Origin of the sequence: Variovorax sp. UMC13 (assembly GCF_014170375.1) — a bacterium.
Taxonomy (GTDB): Bacteria; Pseudomonadota; Gammaproteobacteria; order Burkholderiales; family Burkholderiaceae_C; genus Variovorax.
Genome location: NZ_LZZW01000003.1, coordinates 141,769 through 165,633 on the forward strand (window position 1 = coordinate 141,769; position 23,865 = coordinate 165,633).

Below are 23,865 nucleotides of genomic sequence, written 5' to 3' on the forward strand. Positions count from 1 at the left end.
GCTTCAGCGCCGTGCGCGGCCACGCTTGCGCCGCCCGGCGCTGGTGATCGCGTGCACCAGGTGCTGCACGAAGGCCTCGACCAGCGGCGGCAGCGTGCGGCCCTCGAGCGCCAGCACCTGCAGCTGGCGCTGCTGCAGCGGTGCCTCGGCGAAGGGCCGCGCCACCACCTCGCCGGCCTCTATCAGGTGCACCACCGTCAGGTGCCCCGACAGCATCACGTCGGGCGTGCGCAGCAGCGGCAGCAGCCCCGACGAGAAATTGCTCACGAACAGCGCGCGGTACTGCAGGCCCTGCAGGCTGCAGGCCTGGTCGAAGAGCTGGCGTGCCGTGACGCCCTTGTCGCCCACGGCCAGCGGGTAGCGCACCGCATCGGCCACCGACACCACGCGCTGGCGCGCCAGCGGATGGTCGGGCCGCAGCACCGCGAACACCGGCGCGTTGGCTGCATGCGCGATGCGCAGGCCGGGTTCGGGCGCGACCACGTACTTGAGCGCGATGTCGGTCTCGCCGCGCGCCAGCAGCGCGCTCACGCCGTCGGGCGAACCCACGTGCAGCTCGAGCTGGCAGCCCGGGTGCGCGGCCTCGAAGCCGCGCATCACCAGCGGCATGAAGTGGCCCGCGAAGCCCTCGGTGCAGGCCATGCGGATGCGGCGCGCGTCCTGGCCGCCGAGGTCGCGCACCTCGTCCACCACCTGCTCGATGTCGCGCTGCGCATTGCGCAGGTGGGCGGCCAGCCGCTCGCCGGCGGAGGTCAGCGCCATGCCGCGCGCATGGCGCTCGAACAGCGGCGTGCCCAGGCTGTCCTCCAGCTTCGCGATCTGGCGGCTCACGGCCGAGGAGGCGACGAACAGCCGCGCCGCGGCCTGGTTGACCGAGCCGCTGCGCGCCACTTCGAGGAAATGGCGCATCGGGATGCTGAGCAGGGGGAGGGACATGGCGGTACGTGTTGCCTTCAAGGCAATGGTAGCTTGCGAAAACGGTGCTGGAAGCATCGGCGTCCAGGCCTTGTACTTGCTGCATCCCACGCATCCACAGGAATCCGCCCATGCAACGCACCGACAGCCTCGCCGCCGCCGCGGCCTATTTCGACGACGGCCGCTTCTTCGCCGACCTGCAGCGCCGCATCGCCTTCCGCACCGAGAGCGACACCGGCGCCGCCACCCCCGCGCTCGAGGCCTACCTGCGCGAGGCGCTGATGCCGCCGCTGGCCGCACTGGGCTTCGAGGCCGAGGTCGTCGCCAACCCGGTGCCCGGCGGCGGCCCCTTCCTGATCGCGCGGCGCATCGAGGACCCGTCGCTGCCCACCGTGCTGAGCTACGGCCACGGCGACGTGGTCAGCGGCCAGGACGCGCAGTGGGAAGAGGGCCTGGGCCCCTGGGCGCTGACCGTGCGCGGCGAGCGCTGGTACGGCCGCGGCACGGCCGACAACAAGGGCCAGCACAGCATCGCGCTCGGCGCGCTGGCGGCCGTGCTGCAGGCGCGCGGCGGCCGCCTGGGCTACAACCTGACCTGGCTCATCGAGATGGGCGAGGAGGCTGCCTCGCCCGGCCTGCACGCGGTGTGCGTGCAGCAGCGCGATAAGCTGCGCGCCGACCTGTTCCTGGCCAGCGACGGCCCGCGCGTCAGCGCCGAGCGGCCCACGCTGTTCCTGGGCTCGCGCGGGGCGGTCAACTTCAGCCTGCGGCTGCGCGCGCGGCCCCGCGGCTACCACTCGGGCAACTGGGGCGGTGTGCTGGTCAATCCGGCCACGGTGCTGAGCCACGCCGTGGCCTCGCTGGTCGACGCGCACGGCCGCATCCGGGTCGAGGCGCTGCGCCCGCCGCCGCTCACGCCGGCGCTGCGCGCGGCGCTGGCCGGCATCGCGATCGGCGGCGGCGCCGACGATCCGGCGGTCGACGATAGCTGGGGCGAACCCGGCCTCACGCCCGCCGAGCGGCTGGTGGGCTGGAACACGATCGAGGTGCTGGCGCTGGGCGCGGGCTCGGCCCAGCGGCCGGTCAACGCGATCCCGGCCGAGGCGGTGGCGCACTGCCAGCTGCGCTTCGTGGTCGGCACGCCCTGGCAGGACCTGGCGCAGATCGTGCGCGCGCACCTCGATGCCCACGGTTTCGCGCAGGTCGAGGTGCAGGTCACGCTGAGCGGAGCGGCCACGCGGCTGGACCTGGCCAACCCCTGGGTCGACTGGGCCCGCGCGTCGATCGCCCGCAGCAGCGGCCGCGAGGTCGACCTGCTGCCAAACCTGGCCGGCTCGCTGCCCAACGACGTGTTCGCCAGCGAACTCGGGCTGCCCACGCTGTGGGTGCCGCATTCCTACCCGGCCTGCGCGCAGCACGCGCCCAACGAACACCTGCTGGCGCCGCTGGCGCGCGAGGGGCTGCAGATCATGGCCGGCCTCTACTGGGACCTGGGCGAGCCCGGCCACGCGCCCTGGGCCGCGGGCCGGCTTTCTTCGCACACCGCCTGATCGTTTCCTTTCTTCGTACGCACACCATGACCCACCTCCGCACCCGTCGCCGCCTGCTGCTCGGCGCCTCTTCCCTGTGGCTCGCCGCCATGCCCGCGCTGGCGCAGCCCAACGCCTGGCCCGAACGCTCGATCAAGCTGGTCGTCCCCTTCCCGCCGGGCGGCGGCACCGACATCGTGGCGCGCGGCATGGGGCAGGCGCTGGCGGAGCGGCTGGGCCAGCCGGTCGTGATCGACAACCGGCCCGGCGCCTCCACCATCATCGGCACCGATGCGGTCGCCAAGGCCGCGCCCGACGGCTACACGCTGCTGCTTTCCGGTTCAACCAGCTACAGCGTGAACCCGGCCCTGCGGGCGAGGTTGCCCTACGACCCGGTGCGCGACCTGGCACCGATCGCGATCGTGGCGCGCACGCCGCTGGTGCTGGTGGTGGGGCAGGGCACGCCGTACCGCTCGCTCCACGAGCTGATCGCCGCGGCCAAGGCCAAGCCGAAGGGCCTGCGCTACGCCACCTTCGGCGCCGGCTCGGGCCCGCACCTGGCGGGCGAACTGCTGGCGCTGGCGGCCGGCATCCAGCTGCAGGACATCCCGTACAAGGGCAGCGCGCAGGGTGCGATGGCGGTGATCGGCGGCGAGATCGAGATCGGCATCGACACCGTGGCCTCGGTGGCGCCGCATGTGCGCTCGGGCAAGCTGCGCGCGCTGGGCATCGTGGGCGCGACGCGCGCGAGCCTGCTGCCGGAGGTGCGCACGCTGGCCGAGCAGGGCCTGCCCGAAGCCACCTTCGACGCCTGGTACGGCTTCGCCGCGCCGGCCCGCACGCCGGCCCCGGTGATCGACAGGCTGGCGCAGGCCGTCGGCGCGACCATGACCAGCCCGGCCCTGCAGGCGCAGCTGCGCGCGCAGGGCATGGAGCCGGTGTTCATCGGCGCGGCCGCCTTCCGCCAGCAGATGGAAGGCGAGATCGCGCGCTACCGCGCGCTGGCCCACCGCGCGGGCATCGCGGCGGAGTAGGGCCGCGGCCGGGGATCAGGCCACGAAGTCGCGCAGCGCGAACAGCACCGCGTCGGGCGCCTCGCTCATCAGCGCGTGGCCGGCCTGCACCGTCACCACCCGGGCCTGGGGCGCCTTGCCGATCAGCGCCTTGGCGGCGCGCGGCGGCGTCATCTGGTCGGCTTCGCCGAGCAGGAACAGCGCCGGGCACTGCACCTTCGCGATCGCGGCTTCGCCGTTGGCGTAGTCGTTGCAGGCCTTGAAGCCGATGTGGAACACGTTGGCGTCGCGGTTGCTCGCCAGCACGCGGCGCATCAGCGCGCGCGAGCTGCCGTGCAGCCAGGTGCCGGGGCCCAGCGAGGAGGGCGGCGGCGCCATCATCGAGTGCGAGAAGGTGTTGACCATGGCGATCGCGCGCTGCGGGTCGTTGAGCGCACCGTCGAGCAGCGCGGGCGACACCACCATCGGATAGGCCGTGCCGACCATCGCCAGGTGCGTCACGCGCTCGGGCGCGCGGGCCGCGGTCTCGAGCGCGATCAGCGAGCCGAAGCTGTGGCCGATCAGCGCCGCCTTGTCGACGCCGGCGGCATCGAGCAGCGCGATCACGAACCGCGCCGCGTCTTCCACGCTGGCGGGCGGCGGGCCTTCGCTCTTGCAGTGGCCGGGCAGGTCGACCGCTAGCACGTTCCAGCCGTGGTTGGCGAACCAGCGGCTCTGCAGGATCCAGACGCTGTGGTCGTTGAGCACGCCGTGGATGAACACGACCGTGGGCTTGGCGGCGTCGAGGGACTTGCCGCCGGTGTAGGCGTAGGTGCGGTGGCCGTTGACGAGGAGTTCCATCTCAGGCCCCCGCCTTTTCCGCGGCCTTGAGCGCGCGTTTCAGGTCGTCGATCAGGTCGGCCGGGTCTTCCAGGCCGATCGACAGCCGGATCGTGCCCTGGCCGATGCCGGCGCCGGCCAGCGCTTCGTCGCTCATGCGGAAGTGCGTGGTGCTGGCCGGGTGGATCACCAGGCTGCGGCAGTCGCCCACGTTGGCCAGGTGGCTGAACAGCTTCAGCGCCTCGATGAAGGCCTTGCCCTGCGCGCGGCTGCCCTTGATGTCGAAGCTGAACACCGCGCCGGCGCCGCGCGCGCCATGGCGCAGCAACTTCTTGGCGAGCTCGTGGCTCGGGTGCGAGGGGATCAGCGGATGGCCCACGCGCGAGACGAAGGGGTGCTCGGCCAGGAACTCGACCACCTTCTGCGTGTTGTCGATGTGGCGCTCCATGCGCAGCGGCAGCGTTTCGATGCCCTGCAGGATCAGCCAGGCGGTGTGCGGGCTCATCGAAGCGCCGAAGTCGCGCAGGCCCTCGCGGCGCGCGCGCAGCAGGAAGGCGCCGACCGTGCTTTCCTCGCTGAACACCATGTTGTGGAAGCCGTCGTAGGCCTGGCTCAGCTCGGCGAACTTGCCCGACTTCTCCCAGTCGAAGCTGCCGCCGTCGACCACCACGCCGCCGATCACGGTGCCGTGGCCCGACAGGAACTTGGTCGCCGAGTGGTAGACCAGGTCGGCGCCGTGGTCGAAGGGCTTGATCAGGTAGGGCGAGGTCAGCGTCGAGTCGACCAAGAGCGGCACGCCGGCCGCATGGGCGATGTCGCTCACGGCCGGGATGTCGAGCACGTCCAGGCCCGGGTTGCCCACGGTCTCGCCGAACAGCAGCTTGGTCTCGGGGCGGATCGCGGCGCGCCAGGCGTCGAGGTCGTTGGGCTTGACGAAGGTGGTTTCGATGCCGAAGCGGCGCATCGTGTAGTGCAGCAGGTTCTGCGAGCCGCCGTACAGCGCGGTGCTGGCCACGATGTGCGAGCCCGCGCCCATCAGCGTGGCCACGCTCAGGTGCAGCGCGGCCTGGCCGCTGGCGGTGGCGATGGCGCCGATGCCGCCCTCGAGCGCCGACACGCGCTGCTCGAGCACCGCGTTGGTCGGGTTGCTGATCCGGCTGTAGACGTGGCCGGCGCGCTCGAGGTTGAACAAGGCGGCCGCGTGGTCGCTCGACTCGAAGACGAAGGAGGTCGTGAGGTGGATCGGCACGGCGCGCGCGCCGGTGGTCGGGTCGGGCGAGGCGCCGGCGTGCAGCGCGAGCGTGTCGAATCCGGGGTCGGAATAGCCTGGCATGGGTCTCCTGGGAAGTCGGTCTTGGAAGCCTGTAACGCCCGGTCACGCCTGCAGGGCGGAAGGGCGCGCACCGTGTGGTGCGATGGGCGGCTATTGTGAGCCAGATGGGCTATATTCAAAACGCAACCGGCCCCTGTCAGAAGAGGATGATTCCGAGGTAAATACGATGAAAGTCAGCGACATCCTGCGTGTGAAGGGCAACACGCTCTATACCGTGACCCCCGACGAGCCCCTGGCCGACGCCGTGACCACGATGGCCGAGAAGGACATCGGTTCGCTGGTCGTCATGGAACATGGCGACCTGGTGGGCATGCTCACCTTCCGCGAGGTCATCGCCGCCATCGTGCGCAACGGTGGCCAGATCGGCGGCTCGCTGGTGCGCAAGGCCATGGACGATGCCCCCGTCACCTGCACCGCCGAGACCGACCTCGACGAGATCCGCCGCATCATGCTGGACCGCCATGCGCGCTACATGCCGGTCATGGACCAACGCATGCTGATGGGCGTGATCAGTTTCTACGACGTGGCCAAGGCCGTGGTCGACAGCCAGAACTTCGAGAACAAGATGCTCAAGGCCTACATCCGCGATTGGCCCGCCGAGGACGAAGGCAGCGGCAGCTGACCCGACCATGAGCGACAGCGCGGAAGCCATCGCCCGCGACGTCGCCGCCGTGGCGCGCATCAGCGCCGTGCCGTCGTTGCTGCGCCTGATCTGCCAGAACACCGGCATGGGCTTCGCCGCGGTCGCCCGCGTGACCGATGGCACCTGGACCGCCTGCGCGGTGCAGGACGACATCCAGTTCGGGCTGCTGCCCGGCGGCCAGCTCGACGTCAAGACCACGCTGTGCAGCGAATCGCGCGCGGCCCGGCGGCCGGTGGTGATCGACCATGCCAGCCTCGACCCGGTCTACCGCGACCACCACACGCCGCGCATCTACCACATCGAGAGCTACATCTCGGTGCCCATCGTCCGGCCCGACGGCACCTACTTCGGCAACCTCTGCGCCATCGATCCGCGTCCGGCCGTGGTGTCGGACCCGCGCACGGTCACCATGTTCACGGTGTTCGCCGACCTGATCGCGCTGCAGCTGGAGAACGAGGATCGGCAGGAGGCGACCGAATCGGCCCTGGTCGATGCCCGCGCCACGGCCGAACTGCGCGAGCAGTTCATCGCGGTGCTGGGGCACGACCTGCGCAACCCGCTGGCCGCGGTCGGTGCCGCGGCCGAGGTGCTGGTGCGCGCCCGACCCGAGACCGACGTGGTGCGCATCGGCGAGCGCCTGCGGGCGACCACGCGGCGCATGTCGCGGCTGATCGACGACGTGCTGGACTTCGCGCGCGGCCGGCTCGGCGCGGGCCTGGGCCTGAACTTCGAGCCGGTGCACGACCTCGGCACCGCGTTGAAGGACGTGGTGGCCGAACTGCGCGAGGCCAATCCGCACCGCACCGTCACCGACCAGATCGCGGTCGACATCGCGGTGCGCTGCGACCGCGGCCGGTTGCAGCAGCTGCTGTCGAACCTGCTGGGCAATGCGCTGACCTATGGCGCGGTCGACCGGCCGGTGAACGTGCGTGTCGACATCGAGCAGGACGTGCTGGTGCTGGCGGTGTCGAACCATGGCGAGCCGATCCGGGCCGAGGACCTGTCGCGGGTGTTCGAGCCCTACTGGCGTCCGCGCAGCAGCGTGCCGGGCGGCGGCCTCGGGCTGGGCCTCTACATCTGCACGCAGATCGTGCTGGCGCATGGCGGCGAGCTGCAGGTCCAGTCCTCGGCCGAGCACGGCACCTGCTTCACCGCGCGGCTGCCGGTGGCCGGGCCGGCCGCGAGCGCCTGAGCGCCCGGCGGGCCCTCACCACTTCATCTCGCCCTTGGCGACCTTGGCGCCCAGTTCCAGCGACGAGGTCTCGCCGAGCGAGGGGTAGCGTTTCTTCATGGCGGCGACAAGCGCGCCCGAATCATTGGCCTTCGCGGTCTCGGCATCGAAGTCGCGGATGTAGCCGGCCGTGAAGCGCGCCGCCTGCAGCGGCGTCGACGCGCCGGCCAGGAAGTGGCCCGGCACCACGGTCTTCGGCTTCAGGCCATCGATGGTCTTCAGCGTGGCCAGCCAGTCGGCATGCGACTTCGGGGTCTGCGTGTCGGCCATCCACACATGCAGGTTGTTGGCCAGCACGACGCCGCCGACCACCGCCTTGAGCGAGGGAATCCAGACGAAGCTGCGCTCCGGTTGCGGTCCCTTCAGGCCCATGACCTGCAAGGTGTGGCCTTCGAGCGTCAGGCGGTCGCCTTCGAGTACCTCGGGCACCAGCGTGGCCTTGGGCGCATCGGGGCCCAGCTTCGGGCCCCAGAAGGCGAGCTTGCCGGCGGCGGTCTCGCGGATGTGGGCCACGGTCTGCGGCGTGGCCAGCACGCGGGCGTCGGGGAAGGCGGCCTTGACCGTCTCGAGGCCGAAGTAGTAGTCGGGGTCGCCGTGGCTGATGTAGATGGTCGTGAGCTTCTTGCCGCTGGCGCGGATCTTCTCGACCACCTCGCGTGCCTGGGCGGCGCCGAACTGCGCATCGACCAGCACGGCCTCGGTGGCGCCCGTGACCAGCACCGAGGAGACCGGGAAGAGGGCTTCTTCGCCGGGGTTGTAGACCTCGAGATGGAGGTCGGCCGCGAGCGCGGGGGCGGCGAGGCTCAGCGCGGTGAGGAGCGCGAACAGCGGGCGGGCGAATGGAACACGGAGCATCTGGATTTCCGACGAGTGACAGGGAAATCCGAGCGTAGTTGTCCGGGATCGAATGAAAAATGGCGGATTCGCGTCCGGTCTGTTTCGGAAATCGGTCGAATGGCGGCCGAATGTATCGATCAGACCGCGACCAGCGCCGCCCCCGGGAAGTGCGCGAAGAGGGCGCCCATCGGCAACGCGCCGTCGCGCACGGTCAGCACCTCGCCGGTGAGCACATTGCGCAGGCGCGTGCCCTCGGGCCAGCCCGGCAGCCGCAATACCGTGTCGCCCCAGACCGCCTCGCCCAGCGGCAGCCACTGCGCCGCCGCGTGTTCGGGCGCGGCCCATTCGACGTCGCTCGACAGCCTGGCGAACAGCCGGCCCGCCACCACCACCAGCGCCCGGCCCTCGTGCCGGCGGGTGAAGGCCAGCACATGGTCGGCGCGCTGGCCCTCGGCCGCGAGCGCGGTGTAGTCGCCGTCGCGGAACAGGGCCGGATCGGCGCGGCGCAGTGCCAGCAGGCGCCACAGCACCCAGAGCTTGGCGCCGCCGTCGTGCGGCGCGGCCGCCAGCGCCTGCGCGCCCTCGGCCTTTTGCGGCGACTGGGTCAGCGCCGTCAGCCGGTCCAGCCAGCCCACGCGCGCCGGGTAGTCGACCGGACGCCGGTTGTCGGGGTCGACCAGGCTCAGGTCGGTGAGTTCGTTGCCCTGGTAGAGGTCGGGCACGCCCGGCGAGCCGTACTTGACGAGCGTCATCGACAGGCTGTTGAGCGCGCCGAACCAGGCCAGCGTGCGGCCCAGCGCCTGCAGGTCGTCGAGGAAGGGGTTGCCGTCGGTGCGCGCGAGGATGCGCTGCACGAAGCCGGTCAGCGCATCTTCGTAGGGCTGGTCGGTGAAGACCCAGCTGGTGTGGACCTTGGACTCGCGCGCGGCCTTGAGCATGTAGGTTTCGATGCGCTCGACGTAGCCGGCGCGCGCCTCGGCCGTGAGCCCGCCTGCGGGCAGCGTGCCCAGCAGCGCCTGGTAGAGCAGGTACTCGTCGGCGGCCGATGGCGCGGGTGCGGCTTCGTCCTGCCGGTTCATCGCCCGCCAGCGCCGCAGCGCGAGCCGCCAGGTGGCCGGCAGTTCCGACAGCACGTCGATGCGCGTGCGCACGTCCTCCGAGCGCTTGTTGTCGTGCGTGGAGGTGGCCAGCATGGTGTGCGGCCAGCGTGCCGCGCGGTCGGCGCTGGCGGCGTGGAAATCGGCCACCGTCATGCCGAAGTGCGCGGGCTCGCCACCCACCTCGTTGAGCGAGCTCAGCGGGAAGTAGCGGTAGAAGGCCGTGTCCTCCACGCCCTTGGCCGTGACCGGCGCGCTGAACTGCTGGAAGCGGATCGCCAGCCGCAGCGCGCGGGCGCGCAGCGATTCGTGCGCATCGGGCACGGTCTCGCCCAGCAGCGTGAGCCGCAGGAAGTCGAAGACCGAACCGTCGGCGTCGCGGCTGCGGCGGCGCGCCTCGTCGACCGCGCGGTCGATGTAGTGGCGGTCCTGCTCGGAGGGCGCCTCCAGGATGTAGCTGCGGTAGACCGGCAGGCAGGCCGCCACCTCCGACAGCGCGCGGCGCAGCGTGTTGAGCGTGTAGTCGCGGGTGCGACGGTCGCCGCGCGCGATGCGAAGCAGCTCGCTCGACAGCACGTTGAGTTCCGACGACAGCGCGTTGCGCATGATGGCGCGCTTGCCTTCGTAGGCCAGCTCCTCGAAGGGCTGGAGCACGCCGGTGAAGCTGCGCCAGATGCGCGCGAAGCGTTCGGCGGCCGCGGTGTCGACCAGCACGCCGTTGACCACTGTCGCGAAGCGGTAGCCCGTGGTGCCGTGGATCGCCCACTGCACCGGTACTTCTTCCTGCGAGGCCGCGATCTTCTCGGCCACCACGTAGAGCGGCCGCGCGGGCCGGCCCTGGGCATCGGGCCCCGGCAGCACCAGGCCGGCGCGGCGCGCGTAGCCCTGCTGCAGCCGGTCGAAGTACTGGGCCGGATCGTAGAGGCCGTCGGGGTGGTCGATGCGCAGGCCGTCGACCGCGCCCGCGGCCGCCAGGTCCAGCGCCATGCCCTGCGTGGCCTCGAACACCGGCTCGCGCTCGATGCGCAGCGCGGCCAGTTCGTTGATGTCGAAGAAGCGCCGGTAGTTGATCTCGTCGGCCGCCACGCGCCAGTAGGCGACGCGGTAGGCCTGGGCATCGAGCAGGTCGTGCAGCGCATCGCGTTCGGCCGGCGCGTTGAGGTCGGCCACCGCGGCGGCGATGGCCTGCGCCACGTCGAGCTGGCGAGTCACCAGCCGGGCCAGGCGGCCCTTGAGCCGTTCCTTGTCGCGCGCGCGTTCGGCCACCGCCTCGGGCTCGGGCGCCTCGCGGGCCGGCAGGTGGCCGAAGGAGGTGGCGATGCTCGCCAGGCTGTCGGCCAGGTCGGGGTCGGCCAGCCGGGCCTGGGCGCGCGCCAGCACGCGCGGGTAGGTCTCGGGCGCGAGCGGCAGCCGGTGTTCGTGGTAGCGCAGCGCCAGGCTGCCGCTGTCGGCATCGAAGGCCAGCGCCAGTTCGCCGCGCGCCAGCACGTCGCCGTAGTGGTCGCCCAGCACCGGCACCAGCACCTTGTCGTGCAGCTCGGCATTGAGCGGCTGCCAGTCGATGTCGAAGTGCTGCGCGTAGAGCGAGGCGGGGCCGTTCTCGAGCACGTCCATCCACCAGGCGTTGTCGGCGCCCAGCACGCCCATGTGGTTGGGCACCAGGTCGAGCAGCTGGCCCATGCCCTGCGCGCGCAGTGCGGCGGTGAAGCGCTCGAAGCCCTCGGGGCCGCCGAGCTCGGGGTTGATCTGGTCGTGCGCCACCACGTCGTAGCCGTGCATGCTGCCCGGCCGCGCGCGCTGGATGGGCGAGCAGTAGACATGGCTCACGCCCAGCCGCGCCAGGTAGGGCAGCACCGCGATCGCGTGGTCGAAAGTGAAGTCCTTGTGGAACTGCAGGCGGTAGGTGGCGCGCGGCACCAGCGTCTCGACGCCGCGGCGCGCCGCCGGCGCGCGGGCCGGGTGCGGGCGCACGGTCTCGAGCGTCCTGAACAGCCGCAGCGCGGTCTCGTCGGCGGCGATCTGCTGCAGGTCGAGCGTGAGCTTGCGCTGCCAGTTGGGGTGGGCGTCGGTGGTACCGGGCATGTTGGCCTGATCGAGCTGGCCGATCACGTCCTCCAGCTGCACCATCATCACCTGCGAAGGCGTGCCGGCCAGGAAGGCGTGCAGCGCCGCCACGGTCTCGGGCGCCAGCGCCTGCGCGCCGGTGGCTTCGGCCACCGCATCGGGCGTCAGCAGGCCCGCGCGCTGCACCGCCAGCAGCAGGCGCACGCGCTCCTGGGCGCGGTCGAACAGCTGCTGCTCGAACAGCGCCTGGTTCGGGAACAGGCCCAGCGCGAGCCGCAGCCGCAGGTCGTGGCCGGCCCACCAGCCGGTGAGCGTGGCCAGGTCGTGGGTGCTGATCGCCACCAGCGCATGGCGCGGGTAGGCGGCGGGTGCCTTGAATTCGCCGTCATGGTCGCGCTCGAAATACATCAGCCGGTACGACAGCACCTCGAAGCGGGCCAGCGCGCCGCGCATCTCCTCGGCCACCGTGCCCAGGTCCTCGCCGATCACCATGCAGCGCGCGCGTTGGCTTTCGATGGCCACCACCGCCAGCATCTCGTGCAGCGCGTAGTGCACGTAGGCGCCGTCGTGCGGCGTCTTGCCTGGCGGGATCCAGAACAGCCGCATCAGGCCCATCACATGGTCGATGCGCAGCGCGCCGGCACCCTGCATGTTGGCGCGCAGCGTCTCGATGAAGAAACGGTAGCCGTCGGCGCGCAGCTTGTCCGGCCGCAACGGCGGCAGGCCCCAGCCCTGGCCGTTGGGGTTGAACTCGTCGGGCGGCGCGCCCACGCTCGCGCCATGGGCGAAAGTGTCGCCCTGGCACCAGGCGTCGGAGCCGGCGCGGTCGACCGACACCGCGAGGTCCAGGTAGAGGCCGACCGCCATGCCCAGCGCCGCGCACTGGTCGCTGGCACGCTGGAGCTGGCGGGCCGCCTGCCATTGCAGGTACTCGAAGAAGCCGATGCGGCCCGGCTGCGTCTCGGCGAAGCGTGCGACCTCGGACGAGGTCGGGTCGCGGTAGGCCTCGGGCCACACGGGCCAGCCCCAGACCGACGCATCGGTCTCGTGGAAATGCGCCTGCAGCGCTTCGAACAGCGCATGGCGGTGCAGGGCCTCGCCGCGTTCGGCGCGGAAGGCCTCGAAGGCCGCCGCGGTGGCGCTGCGGCCGCTGCGCTGCTGGGCGCGGAAATGCGCGTGCAGCAGTTCGAGCACTTCGAACTTGGCGGCCGCCACACCGGTGTAGTCGACCAGCGGCGCTTCGCGCAGCGCGGCCAGCCGGGCCTGGAAATCGGGCGATTGCACCAGCCGCTGCGCGGGTTCGCAGTCGCGGAATTCCTCCACCGCCTCGACGTCGATGTAGAGCACGTCCAGCATCAGCCGCGACGAGGGGCTGTAGGGGCTGGCGTGCGCCGGGTTGTGCGGGAACAGCGCATGCAGCGGGTTCAGGCCGATGATGCCGGCGCCGCGCGGCGCGACCTGCTGCGCGAGTTGCGCCAGGTCGCTGAAATCGCCGATGCCCCAGTTGCGCGGCGAGCGCAGCGCATAGAGCTGCACGGCCGGGCCCCAGACGCGGCCGTCGCCTTCCAGCGCGGGCGGGCGGTAGCAGTGGGGCGGAGCGGCCAGCAGCAGCGTCTCGCCGGCCAGGCCCGCGATGGCCAGGCGGTGATAGCCCGCGGGCAGCGCGGCGTGGATCGTCAGTTGCCGCTCGCAGATCGCCACGCCGTCGATCTCCGTGCGCCGGCCTTCGGGCAGCGCATGCAGGTCGATGCGCCCGTGGTGCGGCGTGCCGTCTTCGGCGCGCACCGCCCAGGTGGCCTCGGGCCACGCGGTGGGCACGCGCACCGTGACCGACCAGCCGGCGCGGTCGGCATCGATGGCCACCGCCGGCGGCATCGCCTCGCGCCAGGCCTGCGCCTCGACCTGCTGCAGGCTCTCGTGCGGCAGCGCCGCCGCATCGATGCCGAAGCTGCCGAGCAGCGCGACCAGGTTGGCCGGCGCGATGACATGACGGTGGCCGAAGATGTCGTGGTAATCGGTCGCGATGCCGAAATGGGCGCACAGCCGTTGCAGTGCATCGTGCTCGCCATGCGGGGCGTGCGTGGCGTGGGGGTGGGCGTCAGACAATCGGCTTCTCCTCGAGGGTCACGCACACGGCACCGGGCCGCAGTCGGCCGGCATCGAGGCCCCAGGCATATAGCAAGTCTCCGGCCAGCGGCGCGGCTTCGGTGGGCTGCGTGCCGAAATGGGCCAGCAGCTGGAGCCGGGCGATGGTGCCGGGCGCGGCACCGCCGACGGTCCACTCGACGCGCAGCGCCGCGCCGTCGCGCCAGAAGCGCCCGCCCTGGTGCTGGCCGGCCAGCCGCGGCACCAGGCGGTCGCGGCGCAGTGCCAGCAGTTCGCGCACGTGGGCGAGCATGGCGGCGTGGGTGCCGGTCTCGCGCTCTTCCCATTTCAGTTTCGAGGCGAGGAAGCTGGCTTCCGCGTTCGGATCGGGAATGCGCGCCCGCGCGGCCTCGTCCTTGAAGGCCGCGAAGCCGCCGAACTCGGCGCGCCGGCCTTCGGACACCGCGGCCGCGAGCTCGGGGCCGAAGTCGCAGAAGTAGAGGAAGGGCGTCGACGCCGCGTATTCCTCGCCCATGAAGAGCATCGGCGTGTGCGGCGACAGCAGCAGGCAGGCGTAGGCCGCGCGCAGCAGCACGGGGTCGGCCAGCATCGCGATGCGGTCACCGAAGGCGCGGTTGCCCACCTGGTCGTGCGTCTGCAGGAAGGACACGAAGGCCGCCAGCGGCAGCTGGTCGCTCGGTTCGCCGCGGCGTTCGCCGTGGCGGAAGGGCGAGGGCTGCCCCTGGTAGACGAAGCCCTGCGCCAGCGCGAGGCCGAAGCTTCCGACCGCGTCGTCCGCATAGTCGGCGTAGTAGCCGTCGCGCTCGCCGGTGGTCAGCACATGGGCCGCATGGTGCAGGTCGTCGTTCCACTGCGCGGTGGCGCACCGCGGCGCATGGTCGGCACCGCGCTCGAGGTAGTGGGCGCCGTTGGCGTCGTTCTCCAGCACGACGTGGACCTGGCGCTCGCGGCCGGGTCCGTCGCGCAGCGCGGCGCAGATCTCGGTGACGATGTCGGGCGTGGAGTCGTCGCGGATCGCATGCACCGCGTCCATGCGCAGGCCGTCGAAGCGGAACTCCTCGACCCAGTAGAGCGCGTTGTGCACGAAGAAGTCGCGCACGGTGCGCGCCTGCTCGCCGTCGTAGTTGATGGCCGCGCCCCAGGGCGTCTGGTGCGCGGGGTTGAAGAAGGCCGGGCTGCCCGCGTGCAGGTAGTTGCCCTCGGGGCCGAAGTGGTTGTAGACCACGTCGATCAGCACCATCAGCTCCAGCGCATGGGCCGCGTCGACCAAGGCCTTGAGCTCGTCGGGCGTGCCGTAGGCCGCATCGGGCGCGAACAGCAGCACGCCGTCGTAGCCCCAGCCGCGCTGGCCCGGGAAGTCGGCCACCGGCATCAGTTCGATCACGGTGAAGCCCAGGGCCGCGAGTTCGGGCAGGCGCGCGCGCGCCGCGGCGAAGGTGCCTTCGGGCGTGAAGGTGCCGATGTGCAGTTCGTAGATCGCGGCCTCGGTCCAGGGCCGGCCACGCCAGGCGTCGTCCTGCCACGCATAGGTGGAAGGGTCCACCACCTCGCTGGCCTCGTGCACGTCGTCGGGGTTGCGGCGCGAGGCCGGATCGGGCACGGCCGTGCCGTCGGGCAAACGGAAGCGGTAGCGCTCGCCGGCCTGCGCGTCGGGGACGACGAGCGCGTGCCAGCCGCCTTCCTCGCGCGCCATGGGCAGCAGCGCGTCGCCGCGTTCGAGGGCGATGCGCTCGTGGCCGGGGGCCCAGTAGCGGAAGCGCACGCCGCCGCCGTCGAGCAGGGCGGCGCCGAAGGGCATGGCATGGCGGTATTTCATGGGGTCTTCCTCAGGGGCCGGCTCAGCAGCACCAGCGATCGGCAATGCAGGGTCAGGCTCGGGGTGGCGAGCACAGGGGGCGTGTCGGCGAGCGCGTCGTGGGTGGTGTCGAGCACCACCCGCCAGGTTCCGCCGTCGTCGACCCGCAGCACGAAGTCGAGGTGCTCGTGGTGGGCGTTGAACAGCAGGAAGAAGTCGTCGTCTTCCAGCGCCTCGCCGCGCGTGCCCACGTCGGCGATGCCGCGGCCCGACATGAACATGCCGATGCAGCGCGCGTTGCCGTCGTTCCAGTCGTCGGGCTTCATCTCCTGGCCGTCGGGCCGGTACCAGACCAGGTCCTTGGCCTCGGCGCCGTCGAGCGGCGCGCCGCGGAAGAAGCTGCGCCGGCCGAAGGACGGATGGCGGCGGCGGAAATGCACCAGGTGGCGGGTGAAGTCGCGCAGCGCCTCGCGTTCGGCGTCGAGCTCCCAGTCGATCCAGCCCAGCGCGTTGTCCTGGCAGTAGACGTTGTTGTTGCCGTCCTGCGTGTGGCCCGACTCGTCGCCGGCCAGCAGCATCGGCACGCCCTGCGACAGCAGCAGCGTGGCCAGCATGTTGCGCTTCTGGCGCGCGCGCAGGCTGCGCACTTCCGGGTCGTCGGTGGGGCCTTCGACGCCGCAGTTCCATGACACGTTGTTGCTGTTGCCGTCGCGGTTGCCTTCGCCGTTGGCCTGGTTGTGCTTGTCGTTGTACGACACCAGGTCGTGCAGCGTGAAGCCGTCGTGTGCGGTGATGAAGTTGATGCTCGCGTGCGGCTGCTTGCCCGACCAGCCGTACAGGTCCTGCGAGCCGGTCAGGCGCTTGGCCACCTCGCCCAGCAGGCCGCCGTCGCCCTTCCAGTAGCCGCGCATGCTGTCGCGGTACTGGTCGTTCCATTCGGCCCAGCCCAACGGGAAGTTGCCGACCTGGTAGCCGCCGTGGCCCAGGTCCCAGGGCTCGGCGATCAGCTTGACGCGGTTGAGCACCGGGTCTTGGCGGATCGCATCGAAGAAGCCGCCCAGGTTCTCGACCTTGCCCGCCTCGCGCGCCAGTGCCGAGGCCAGGTCGAAGCGGAAGCCGTCGACGTGCATCTCCTCGACCCAGTAGCGCAGCGAGTCCATCACCAGCTGCAGCGCGCGCGGATGCTCGAGGTTGACGGTGTTGCCGCAGCCGGTGAAGTCGTCGTAGTAGCGCCGGTTCTCCGCATTGACGATGTAGTAGGACGCGTTGTCCACGCCGCGCAGCGACAGCGTGGGGCCCAGCTGGTTGCCTTCGCAGCTGTGGTTGTAGACCACGTCGAGGATCACCTCGATGCCCGCGGAGTGCAGCGTCTTCACCATGGTCTTGAATTCCTTGACCTTGCGCGAGGCGCTGTAGCGCATCTCGGGGGCGAAGAAACCCAGCGTGTTGTAGCCCCAGTAGTTCTGCAGGCCGTTCTCGACCAGGTGGCGGTCGTTGAGGTAGCTGTGCACCGGCAGCAGCTCGACCGTCGTCACGCCCAGTCGCTGCAGGTAGTCGATCACGGGGGCGGTGGCCAGCGCCGCGTAGGTGCCGCGCAGCTCGGGCGGCACCGCGGGATGCTGCATGGTGAAGCCGCGCACGTGCATCTCGTAGATCACCATGTCCTGGCGCGCGATCTTCGGGCGCCGGTCCTCGCCCCAGGTGAAGGCGGTCTCGAGCACGCGGCCCTTGGGCATCAGCGCGGCGCTGTCGCGGCGGTCGAAGGACAGGTCCTCGCGCTTGCTGCCGATGGTGTAGCCGTAGAGCGCATCGCCCCAGCGCAGCTTGCCGACCAGGTCCTTGGCATACGGGTCGATCAGCAGCTTGTTCGGGTTAAAGCGGTGGCCTTCCTCCGGCTTGTAGGGGCCGTGCACGCGGTAGCCGTAGGCCATGCCGGGGCGTGCCTCGGGCAGGTAGCAGTGCCAGACGTCGTCGGTGCGCTCGCGCATCACGATGCGCTGCAGCTCGTGGCGGCCGGTGTCGTCGAACAGGCAAAGCTCGACCTTCTGCGCATGCTGGGAGAAGAGGGCGAAGTTCACGCCCTCGCCGTCCCAGGTGGCGCCGCGCGGGTAGGCGGTGCCGGGCCACACGACGTGGATCGGATTGACGGATTTCATGGAAGCGGTGCCTGGCGGAAGAGAAAGACGATGGAAACGCGGGCGCCGCGTGCGCGGCTCAAGGCAGCTTGTCGCGCTTGTCGCCCAGGCGGTCGGCGCGGTCCTTGAGCGACTGGCCGCGGCGCGGCCACCACTCCTCGATGCGCTCGGCCGCCCAGTCCTTGCCGCCCAGGCCGAAGGCCAGCGCGATGGCGAACACCACGCCGCCCAGCAGGATCAGGAAGCTCTCGCGGATGATGTCACCGCCGACCTTGATCTGGTCGAGCGCGATCAGCACCACGAAGGCCAGCACCGCGTACTGCGCGAGCTTGCCCAGCAGCAGCGCGTCCTGCATCTTCACGTTGCGGCAGTAGGTGGTCACGGTGTCGCCGATGAAGCGCGCGAAGTAGGAGCCGAAGGCCAGCACCAGCAGCGCCACGAACACGTTGGGCACGAACCAGACCACGCGGCCCAGCAGGTCGGTGATGTAGGTCAGGCCCAGGCCGTTGAAGGCGATCAGCAGCGCGGCCAGGATCACCAGCCAGTAGACCAGCACGCCGAAGACGGTGGTGGTGTCGCCGGCCATGCCGCCCTGGCGCAGGAAGCCGTCGAGGCCCGAGCGTTCGGTCAGCACGTTGAAGTTGATCGCGCGCAGCGCCTTGACGACCGCGAAGCGCGCCACCTTGGCCAGCAGCCAGCCGCCGATCACCACCACCACGGCGATCAGGAGTCGGGGCAGGAAGGCGCCGATCTGGAACAGGATGGCCCGCACGGGCTCCAGGTGAATGCCGAAATTGTCCATGGTGTGTCTCTCCGGTGCCGTGGCGTGGATGTTCTTCAGTTCAATGCTTGCGTTCGACCAGTGCCAGGATGCCCTGCAACGGCACCTGCACCCAGTCGAGGCGGTTGTCGAGTTCGTAGCGCAGTTCGTACATCGCCTTCTCGAATTCGAACAGCGCGAGCAGGCGGGCCGCCGACTCGGCGGTCTGTGTGGACCCGCCCTGCGCCATGCGGGCGGTGTAGGCCGCGAGGAAGGCCGCGCGCGTCTCGGCCTCCCAGTCGCGCGCCGCGGGCTCCAGCCGCGCCAGCTCGTCGGCGCTCTGCGCCACCCGGCGCAGCGCCGACCAGCGCGCATAGTTGAAGGAACGCACCATGCCGGCCACGTCGCGCAGCGCCGAGCTGCGCTGGCGGCGCTCCTCGAAGCTGCGGGCGGGCTCGCCCTCGAAGTCGATGATCAGGAAGTCGTTGCGCGAGACCAGCACCTGGCCCAGGTGGTAGTCGCCGTGGTAGCGGGTCTTGAGGCCGGTCTGGCCGTCGAGCGGGAAGTCGGCCACGCGGGCCCGCACTTCCGAGGCGCGCGCCAGCAGGCGCTTGGCCTCGTCCTGCAGTTCGGGCGGCAGGTCGGCCAGGCGCTCGGCCAGGCGGTCGAGCGTGCGGCCCGCGCCTTCGGCGGCGCGTTCTCGCCAGCCGATCACGTCTTCGGTGCTCATCGGCTCGGGGTCAAAGGCCGGGTTGCCGGTGCGCTTCGACAGCGCCAGGTGCAGCTCGGCGGTGCGCTCGCCCAGCGTGTGCATCAGCGACAGGAAGCCGCCGTGCACGTCGGCCGGTTGCGGCGCGTCCATGGTGCGCAGGGCTTCGAGGTAGCGCTCGAGGTAGCTCAGCGTGTAGTCCCAGCCGTCGCCCTGGTTGGGCACGAAGGCCTGGACCATCGCCAGCGTCATGGTGCTGCCGTCGTCGGCCATGTATTCCAGCGCGCCGGCCACCGGCACGCAGTTCGGGTACTTCGCCACCTCGGTCAGGAAGCGGCCCATCTCGAGCTCGGGGTTGATGCCCGCGCGCAGCCGGCGGTAGCCCTTGAGGAACAGGCTCTCGCCCAGCGTGACCACGGTGTTGCTGCTCTGCGCGGTCGGCGCGGTGACGGGCAGCGACGCCACGTCGTCGCCGGCCAGGCTCGCGAAGGCCGCGGTGTGGCTGAAGCGCAGCTTGCCGCCGGCGGTCGCCAGCTCGGTGCCGCGGCCCATGGCCTCGACCAGCGAACGGCAGAAGCTCTCGTCGAAGAAGGCATCGGCCATCACGCCCACGTTGGCCTGCTGGCGCACCTTGGCGACCGGGCAGGCCATCAGGGCCTTGAGCCGTTCCTCCTCGCTGTCCTCCCAGGCCAGCGCCAGCGGCATGAAGTAGGTGGCGGCCTCGGCCGGGCCGTCGAGCTCGAGCAGCGGCAGCATCCAGCTGCGGCCGTCGACCTCCCACACCGCCTGATCGCGCATCCGCGCGCGCAGGATGGCCGTGCCCTTGGAGGCGTACCAGCGCTGCGTCTCGACATGGCGCGGCAGCGTCTCGGTCTCGAGCTGCAGCCGCATGCGCTCGGCCATGCCGATGCGCCAGGGCATCACGCGGTCGCGGAAGAAGCTGGTCCAGCCGTCGAACAGCACCAGCACCGCGCGGTCCTGCAGCGGCGTGCCTTCCTGGTGCCAGCTGGGCATCGGCGCCTCGGCCGAGAGCCGGAACCAGTAGAAGCCGTGCGAGGGCAGCGTGAGCAGGTAGGGCAGCTCGCCGATCGGCGGGAAGGGCGTCTTGCCCAGCATCTCGACTGGCACCCGGCCCTTGAAGGCCGACAGGTCGAGCTCGACCGGCTGCGCGGTGCGCGACAGGTTGAACACCGTGAGGATGGTGTCGTCCTCGTGCTCGCTGAGGTAGGCCAGGATCTTGCGGTTGCCCGGCTTGAGGAAGCGGCGCTGGCCGCGGCCGAAGGCGCGGCTGGTCTTGCGCACGGCCAGCATGCGCTTGGTCCAGTTGAGCAGCGAGCTGGCTTCGCGCGACTGCGTCTCGACGTTGAGCGCCTCGTAGCCGTACATCGCGTCCATGATGGGCTGCAGGTACAGGCTCTGCGGGTCGGCGCGCGAGAAGCCGGCGTTGCGGTCGGGGCTCCACTGCATGGGCGTGCGCACGCCGTTGCGGTCGCCCACGAACACGTTGTCGCCCATGCCGATCTCGTCGCCGTAGTAGATGATGGGCGAGCCCGGCATCGACAGCAGCATGCTGTTCATCAGCTTGATGCGGTCGTTGTCGTTCTCCATCAGCGGCGCGAGGCGTCGGCGGATGCCCAGGTTGATGCGCGCGCGCGGATCGGCGGCGTACATGCGGTACATGTAGTCGCGCTCCTTGCTGGTCACCATCTCGAGGGTGAGCTCGTCGTGGTTGCGCAGGAAGATGGCCCACTGGCAGCCGTCCGGGATGTCGGGCGTCTGCTGCAGGATCTCGATGATCGGGTCGCGGTCTTCCTGCGCGATCGCCATGTACATGCGCGGCATCAGCGGGAAGTGGTAGGCCATGTGGCATTCGTCGCCGTTGCCGAAGTACTCGCGCACGTCCTCGGGCCACATGTTGGCCTCGGCCAGCAGGAAGCGGTTGGTGTACTCGGCATCGATCGCGGCGCGCAGCTGCTTGATCACCGCGTGCGTCTCGGGCAGGTTCTCGTTGCTGGTGCCGTCGCGCTCGACCAGGTAGGGAATGGCATCGAGCCGGAAGCCGTCGACACCCATGTCGAGCCAGAAGCGCATCGTCTTGAGGATGGCCTCCATCACCGCCGGGTTGTCGAAGTTGAGGTCGGGCTGGTGGCTGAAGAAGCGGTGCCAGAAATACTGCTTGGCCACCGGGTCCCAGGTCCAGTTCGAGGTCTCGGTGTCGGTGAAGATGATCCGCGTGCCCTGGTAGATCTGGTCGGTGTCGCTCCAGACGTAGAAGTTGCGCTCGGGCGATCCGGGCGGCGCGAGCCGCGCGGCCTTGAACCACGGGTGCTCGTTCGAGGTGTGGTTGATCACCAGCTCGGTGATCACGCGCAGGCCGCGCGCATGGGCGGCGTCGAGCATCTCCTTGAAATCCTCGATCGTGCCGTACTGCGGGTGCACGTTCTCGTACTCGGAGATGTCGTAGCCGTCGTCGCGCAGCGGCGAGGGATAGAAGGGCATCAGCCAGATGGTGTTGACGCCCAGCTCCTTGACATAGTCGAGCTTCGCGGTCACGCCCTTGAAGTCGCCCATGCCGTCGTTGTTGCTGTCGAAGAAGGCCTTGACGTTGAGCTGGTAGATGACCGCATCGCGGTACCACTGCGGGTCATGGCTGGTGTCGATCTCCGGCGTTTCCAGCGTGAGGGCGGGCAGGGTGGGCGAGGGTGCGTTCAGTGCCATGGCGCGTCTTTCTGCTTCTTCTTCGGGAAGATCAAAGGAAGTACTCGAAATCGTTCTCGTCGCGGGTGCGGCGCCGCACGCGCAGCACGTGGGCCGGCGTGTGCTGCGGGTCGAGCTGCACGTAGTGCCACTCGCCCTGCCAGAGGAAGCGCTGGTCGCTCAGCAGGTCGTGCACCTGGAAGGACTGGCCGGCCGGCACGCCGATCGATTCGGGCGTGAGGCCGATCCAGCCCGACTGCGTCTGATGCGGGTCGAGGTTGACCACCGTGACCACCACGTTGCTGCCGTCGTCCGAGGACTTGGCATAGGCCAGCAGCTGGTTGTTCTCCACCGGCAGGAAGCGCAGCGTGGCGTTGGTCTGCAGCGCCGGGTTGTCGCGCCGGATGCGGTTGAGCCGCCCGATGAAGGGCGCCAGGCTGTGCGGCATCTCGGTGCGCCAGTGGCGCAGCTGGTACTTCTCGGAATCGAGGTACTCCTCGCTGCCCGGGTTGCGCGGCAGGTGCTCCAGCAGCTCGTAGGCCGGGCCGTAGATGCCGTAGTTGGCGGCCAGCGTGGCGGCCAATGTGAGCCGCAGCCGGAACATCGGCGCCTCGCCGCTCTGCAGCTGCTCGTGCAGGATGTCGGGCGTGTTGGGCCAGGCGTTGGGCCGGAAGTACTCGTGGCCCGGCGAACTCGACAGTTCGGTGAAGTAGGCAGTGAGTTCTTCCTTGCTGTTGCGCCAGGTGAAGTAGGTGTAGGACTGCGAGAAGCCCAGCTTGGCCAGCCGGTGCATCACCTTGGGCCGGGTGAAGGCCTCGGCCAGGAACAGCACCTCGGGGTGCTCGCGCTTGATCTCTGAGATCGCCCATTCCCAGAAGGGGAAGGCCTTGGTGTGCGGGTTGTCGACGCGGAAGATCGAAACGCCTTCGCCGATCCAGTGGTCGATCACGCTCTTGAGCTCGGTCCACAGCCCCTGCCAGTCGTCGCACTCGAAGTTGAAGGGGTAGATATCCTGGTACTTCTTCGGCGGGTTCTCGGCGTACTGCACCGTACCGTCGGGCCGCCAGCGGAACCAGCCCGGGTGCTGCTTGACGTAGGGATGGTCGGGCGCGCACTGGAAGGCGATGTCGAGCGCGATCTCCAGGCCGTGCTTGCCGGCCTCGGCCACCAGGTGGCGGAAGTCCTCGGGCGTGCCGAGTGCGGGCAGGATGTGCTTGTGGCCGCCTTCCTCCGAGCCGATGGCCCAGGGGCTGCCGACGTCGTCGGGCTCGGTCACCAGCGCGTTGTTCTTGCCCTTGCGATCGATCCGGCCGATCGGATGGATCGGCGGGAAATACAGCACGTCGAAGCCCATGCGCGCGATCGCGGGCAGCCGGGCCTCGACATCGGCGAAGGTGCCGTGCTGGCCCAGTTCGGTACCGGCCGAGCGCGGGAACAGTTCGTACCAGCTGCTAAAGCGGGCCCGCTCGCGGTCCACCACCAGCGACAGCTCGGCGCCGTAGCGGGCCTCGAAGCGGCGGTCGGGGTATTTGCCGGCCAGCGTCTCGAGCGCCGGGTCGAGCGCGAGCGCCTTGAGGCGCGGGCCGTCGATGGCGCGGTCGGTCGCGGCCTTGGCCAGTTCGGCAGCGGCGCGGGCCAGCGCCTGCGCGTCCTCGCCGGTCGCGCGTGCGCCCGCCGCCGCGATCTCTAACGCGCCGACCTGCGCCGCGATGCGGATGTCGGCCTCGTCCACGCGCCGCGTCAGTTCATGGTGCCAGGATGCGAAGCCGTCGACCCAGGCCAGCACCGTGTAGACGTAGCGCCCCGGCACCGGCGGCACGAAGCCGCCATGCCAGACGTCGTTGTTGCTCAGCGTCATCGGCGTCTCGTGCACCGTGGTCTCGCCTTCGCGCCACCACTGCAGCAGCACCCGCAGCACGTCGTGGCCGTCGGTGAAGCAGTGGGCCGTGACCTCGAAGGCCTCGCCCGCGATGCGCTTGACGGCGAAGCGGCCACCATCGACGGACGGCAGCACCGCGTCGACCACGGCGCGCACCCGGCCCTCCTTGGGCATGCCGTGCGGCAACGACAGCAGAGCCGCGACCTGGGTCTGCGGCATCGGCGGCGCGGCCGGGATGGCGGTGTCGGCCGCGGTGGGCGCGGCCGGTGCGGCGGCGGGTTGGAGGGACTTCGGGGTCTTGGG

14 protein-coding genes are annotated in these 23,865 nt (G+C 70.5%); 4 read left to right on the forward strand and 10 right to left on the reverse strand.

Features of this window, described 5'->3' with window-relative positions; translation table 11 throughout:
- Positions 1-3: 3 nt before the first annotated feature.
- The gene (locus tag A9977_RS01485) at positions 4-936 is read right to left on the reverse strand and encodes a LysR family transcriptional regulator (protein ID WP_183023090.1); all 933 of its coding nucleotides are present in this window, start codon (positions 934-936) and stop codon (positions 4-6) included.
- Between the two features lie 110 nt (positions 937-1,046).
- Here A9977_RS01485 and A9977_RS01490 point away from each other — a divergent pair, with 110 nt between their 5' ends.
- Both A9977_RS01490 and A9977_RS01495 read left to right on the forward strand, forming a co-directional pair.
- On the forward strand, positions 1,047-2,465 hold the full coding sequence (locus A9977_RS01490) for a M20 family metallopeptidase (RefSeq protein WP_183023091.1): 1,419 nt from the start codon (positions 1,047-1,049) through the stop codon (positions 2,463-2,465).
- 26 nt (positions 2,466-2,491) lie between these two features.
- Positions 2,492-3,478: a tripartite tricarboxylate transporter substrate binding protein gene (locus tag A9977_RS01495; RefSeq protein WP_183023092.1), complete on the forward strand. Its 987-nt coding sequence runs from the start codon at positions 2,492-2,494 to the stop codon at positions 3,476-3,478.
- 15 nt (positions 3,479-3,493) lie between these two features.
- Here A9977_RS01495 and A9977_RS01500 read toward each other — a convergent pair whose 3' ends face one another.
- Both A9977_RS01500 and A9977_RS01505 read right to left on the reverse strand, forming a co-directional pair.
- The gene (locus A9977_RS01500; RefSeq protein WP_183023093.1) at positions 3,494-4,297 is read right to left on the reverse strand and encodes an alpha/beta fold hydrolase; all 804 of its coding nucleotides are present in this window, start codon (positions 4,295-4,297) and stop codon (positions 3,494-3,496) included.
- Position 4,298: 1 nt separating this feature from the next.
- Entirely contained in the window at positions 4,299-5,609 is a 1,311-nt protein-coding gene (locus A9977_RS01505) for an O-acetylhomoserine aminocarboxypropyltransferase (protein WP_183023094.1), read from the reverse strand.
- A gap of 166 nt (positions 5,610-5,775) precedes the next feature.
- Between A9977_RS01505 and A9977_RS01510 the strand changes: the two genes are divergently transcribed.
- Positions 5,776-6,231, forward strand: coding sequence for a CBS domain-containing protein (locus tag A9977_RS01510; protein WP_183023095.1), 456 nt, complete (start codon positions 5,776-5,778; stop codon positions 6,229-6,231).
- A 7-nt stretch (positions 6,232-6,238) separates the two neighbouring features.
- Entirely contained in the window at positions 6,239-7,444 is a 1,206-nt protein-coding gene (locus tag A9977_RS01515; RefSeq protein WP_183023096.1) for a GAF domain-containing sensor histidine kinase, read from the forward strand.
- 15 nt (positions 7,445-7,459) lie between these two features.
- Here A9977_RS01515 and A9977_RS01520 read toward each other — a convergent pair whose 3' ends face one another.
- The 7 genes from A9977_RS01520 to A9977_RS01550 form a co-directional block, all read right to left on the reverse strand.
- Positions 7,460-8,338, reverse strand: a complete 879-nt coding sequence (locus tag A9977_RS01520) for an MBL fold metallo-hydrolase (RefSeq protein WP_183023097.1) — start codon at positions 8,336-8,338, stop codon at positions 7,460-7,462.
- A 119-nt stretch (positions 8,339-8,457) separates the two neighbouring features.
- Positions 8,458-13,587 (reverse strand): malto-oligosyltrehalose synthase, encoded by a 5,130-nt coding sequence (locus tag A9977_RS01525; RefSeq protein WP_183023098.1) that lies wholly within the window; start codon positions 13,585-13,587, stop codon positions 8,458-8,460.
- Positions 13,580-15,403, reverse strand: coding sequence for a malto-oligosyltrehalose trehalohydrolase (gene treZ / locus A9977_RS01530; protein ID WP_183023099.1), 1,824 nt, complete (start codon positions 15,401-15,403; stop codon positions 13,580-13,582). Before treZ ends, A9977_RS01525 begins: the two co-directional genes overlap by 8 nt.
- Entirely contained in the window at positions 15,400-17,538 is a 2,139-nt protein-coding gene (glgX, locus tag A9977_RS01535; protein WP_183023100.1) for a glycogen debranching protein GlgX, read from the reverse strand. The genes treZ and glgX overlap by 4 nt, the downstream gene beginning before the upstream one ends.
- 58 nt (positions 17,539-17,596) lie before the next feature.
- The gene (locus A9977_RS01540; RefSeq protein WP_183023101.1) at positions 17,597-18,319 is read right to left on the reverse strand and encodes a mechanosensitive ion channel family protein; all 723 of its coding nucleotides are present in this window, start codon (positions 18,317-18,319) and stop codon (positions 17,597-17,599) included.
- Between the two features lie 40 nt (positions 18,320-18,359).
- On the reverse strand, positions 18,360-21,704 hold the full coding sequence (treS, locus tag A9977_RS01545; RefSeq protein WP_259651756.1) for a maltose alpha-D-glucosyltransferase: 3,345 nt from the start codon (positions 21,702-21,704) through the stop codon (positions 18,360-18,362).
- A gap of 31 nt (positions 21,705-21,735) precedes the next feature.
- A complete protein-coding gene (locus A9977_RS01550; protein WP_183023351.1) occupies positions 21,736-23,781 on the reverse strand; it encodes an alpha-1,4-glucan--maltose-1-phosphate maltosyltransferase in 2,046 nt (681 codons plus the stop codon).
- Positions 23,782-23,865: the final 84 nt, after the last annotated feature.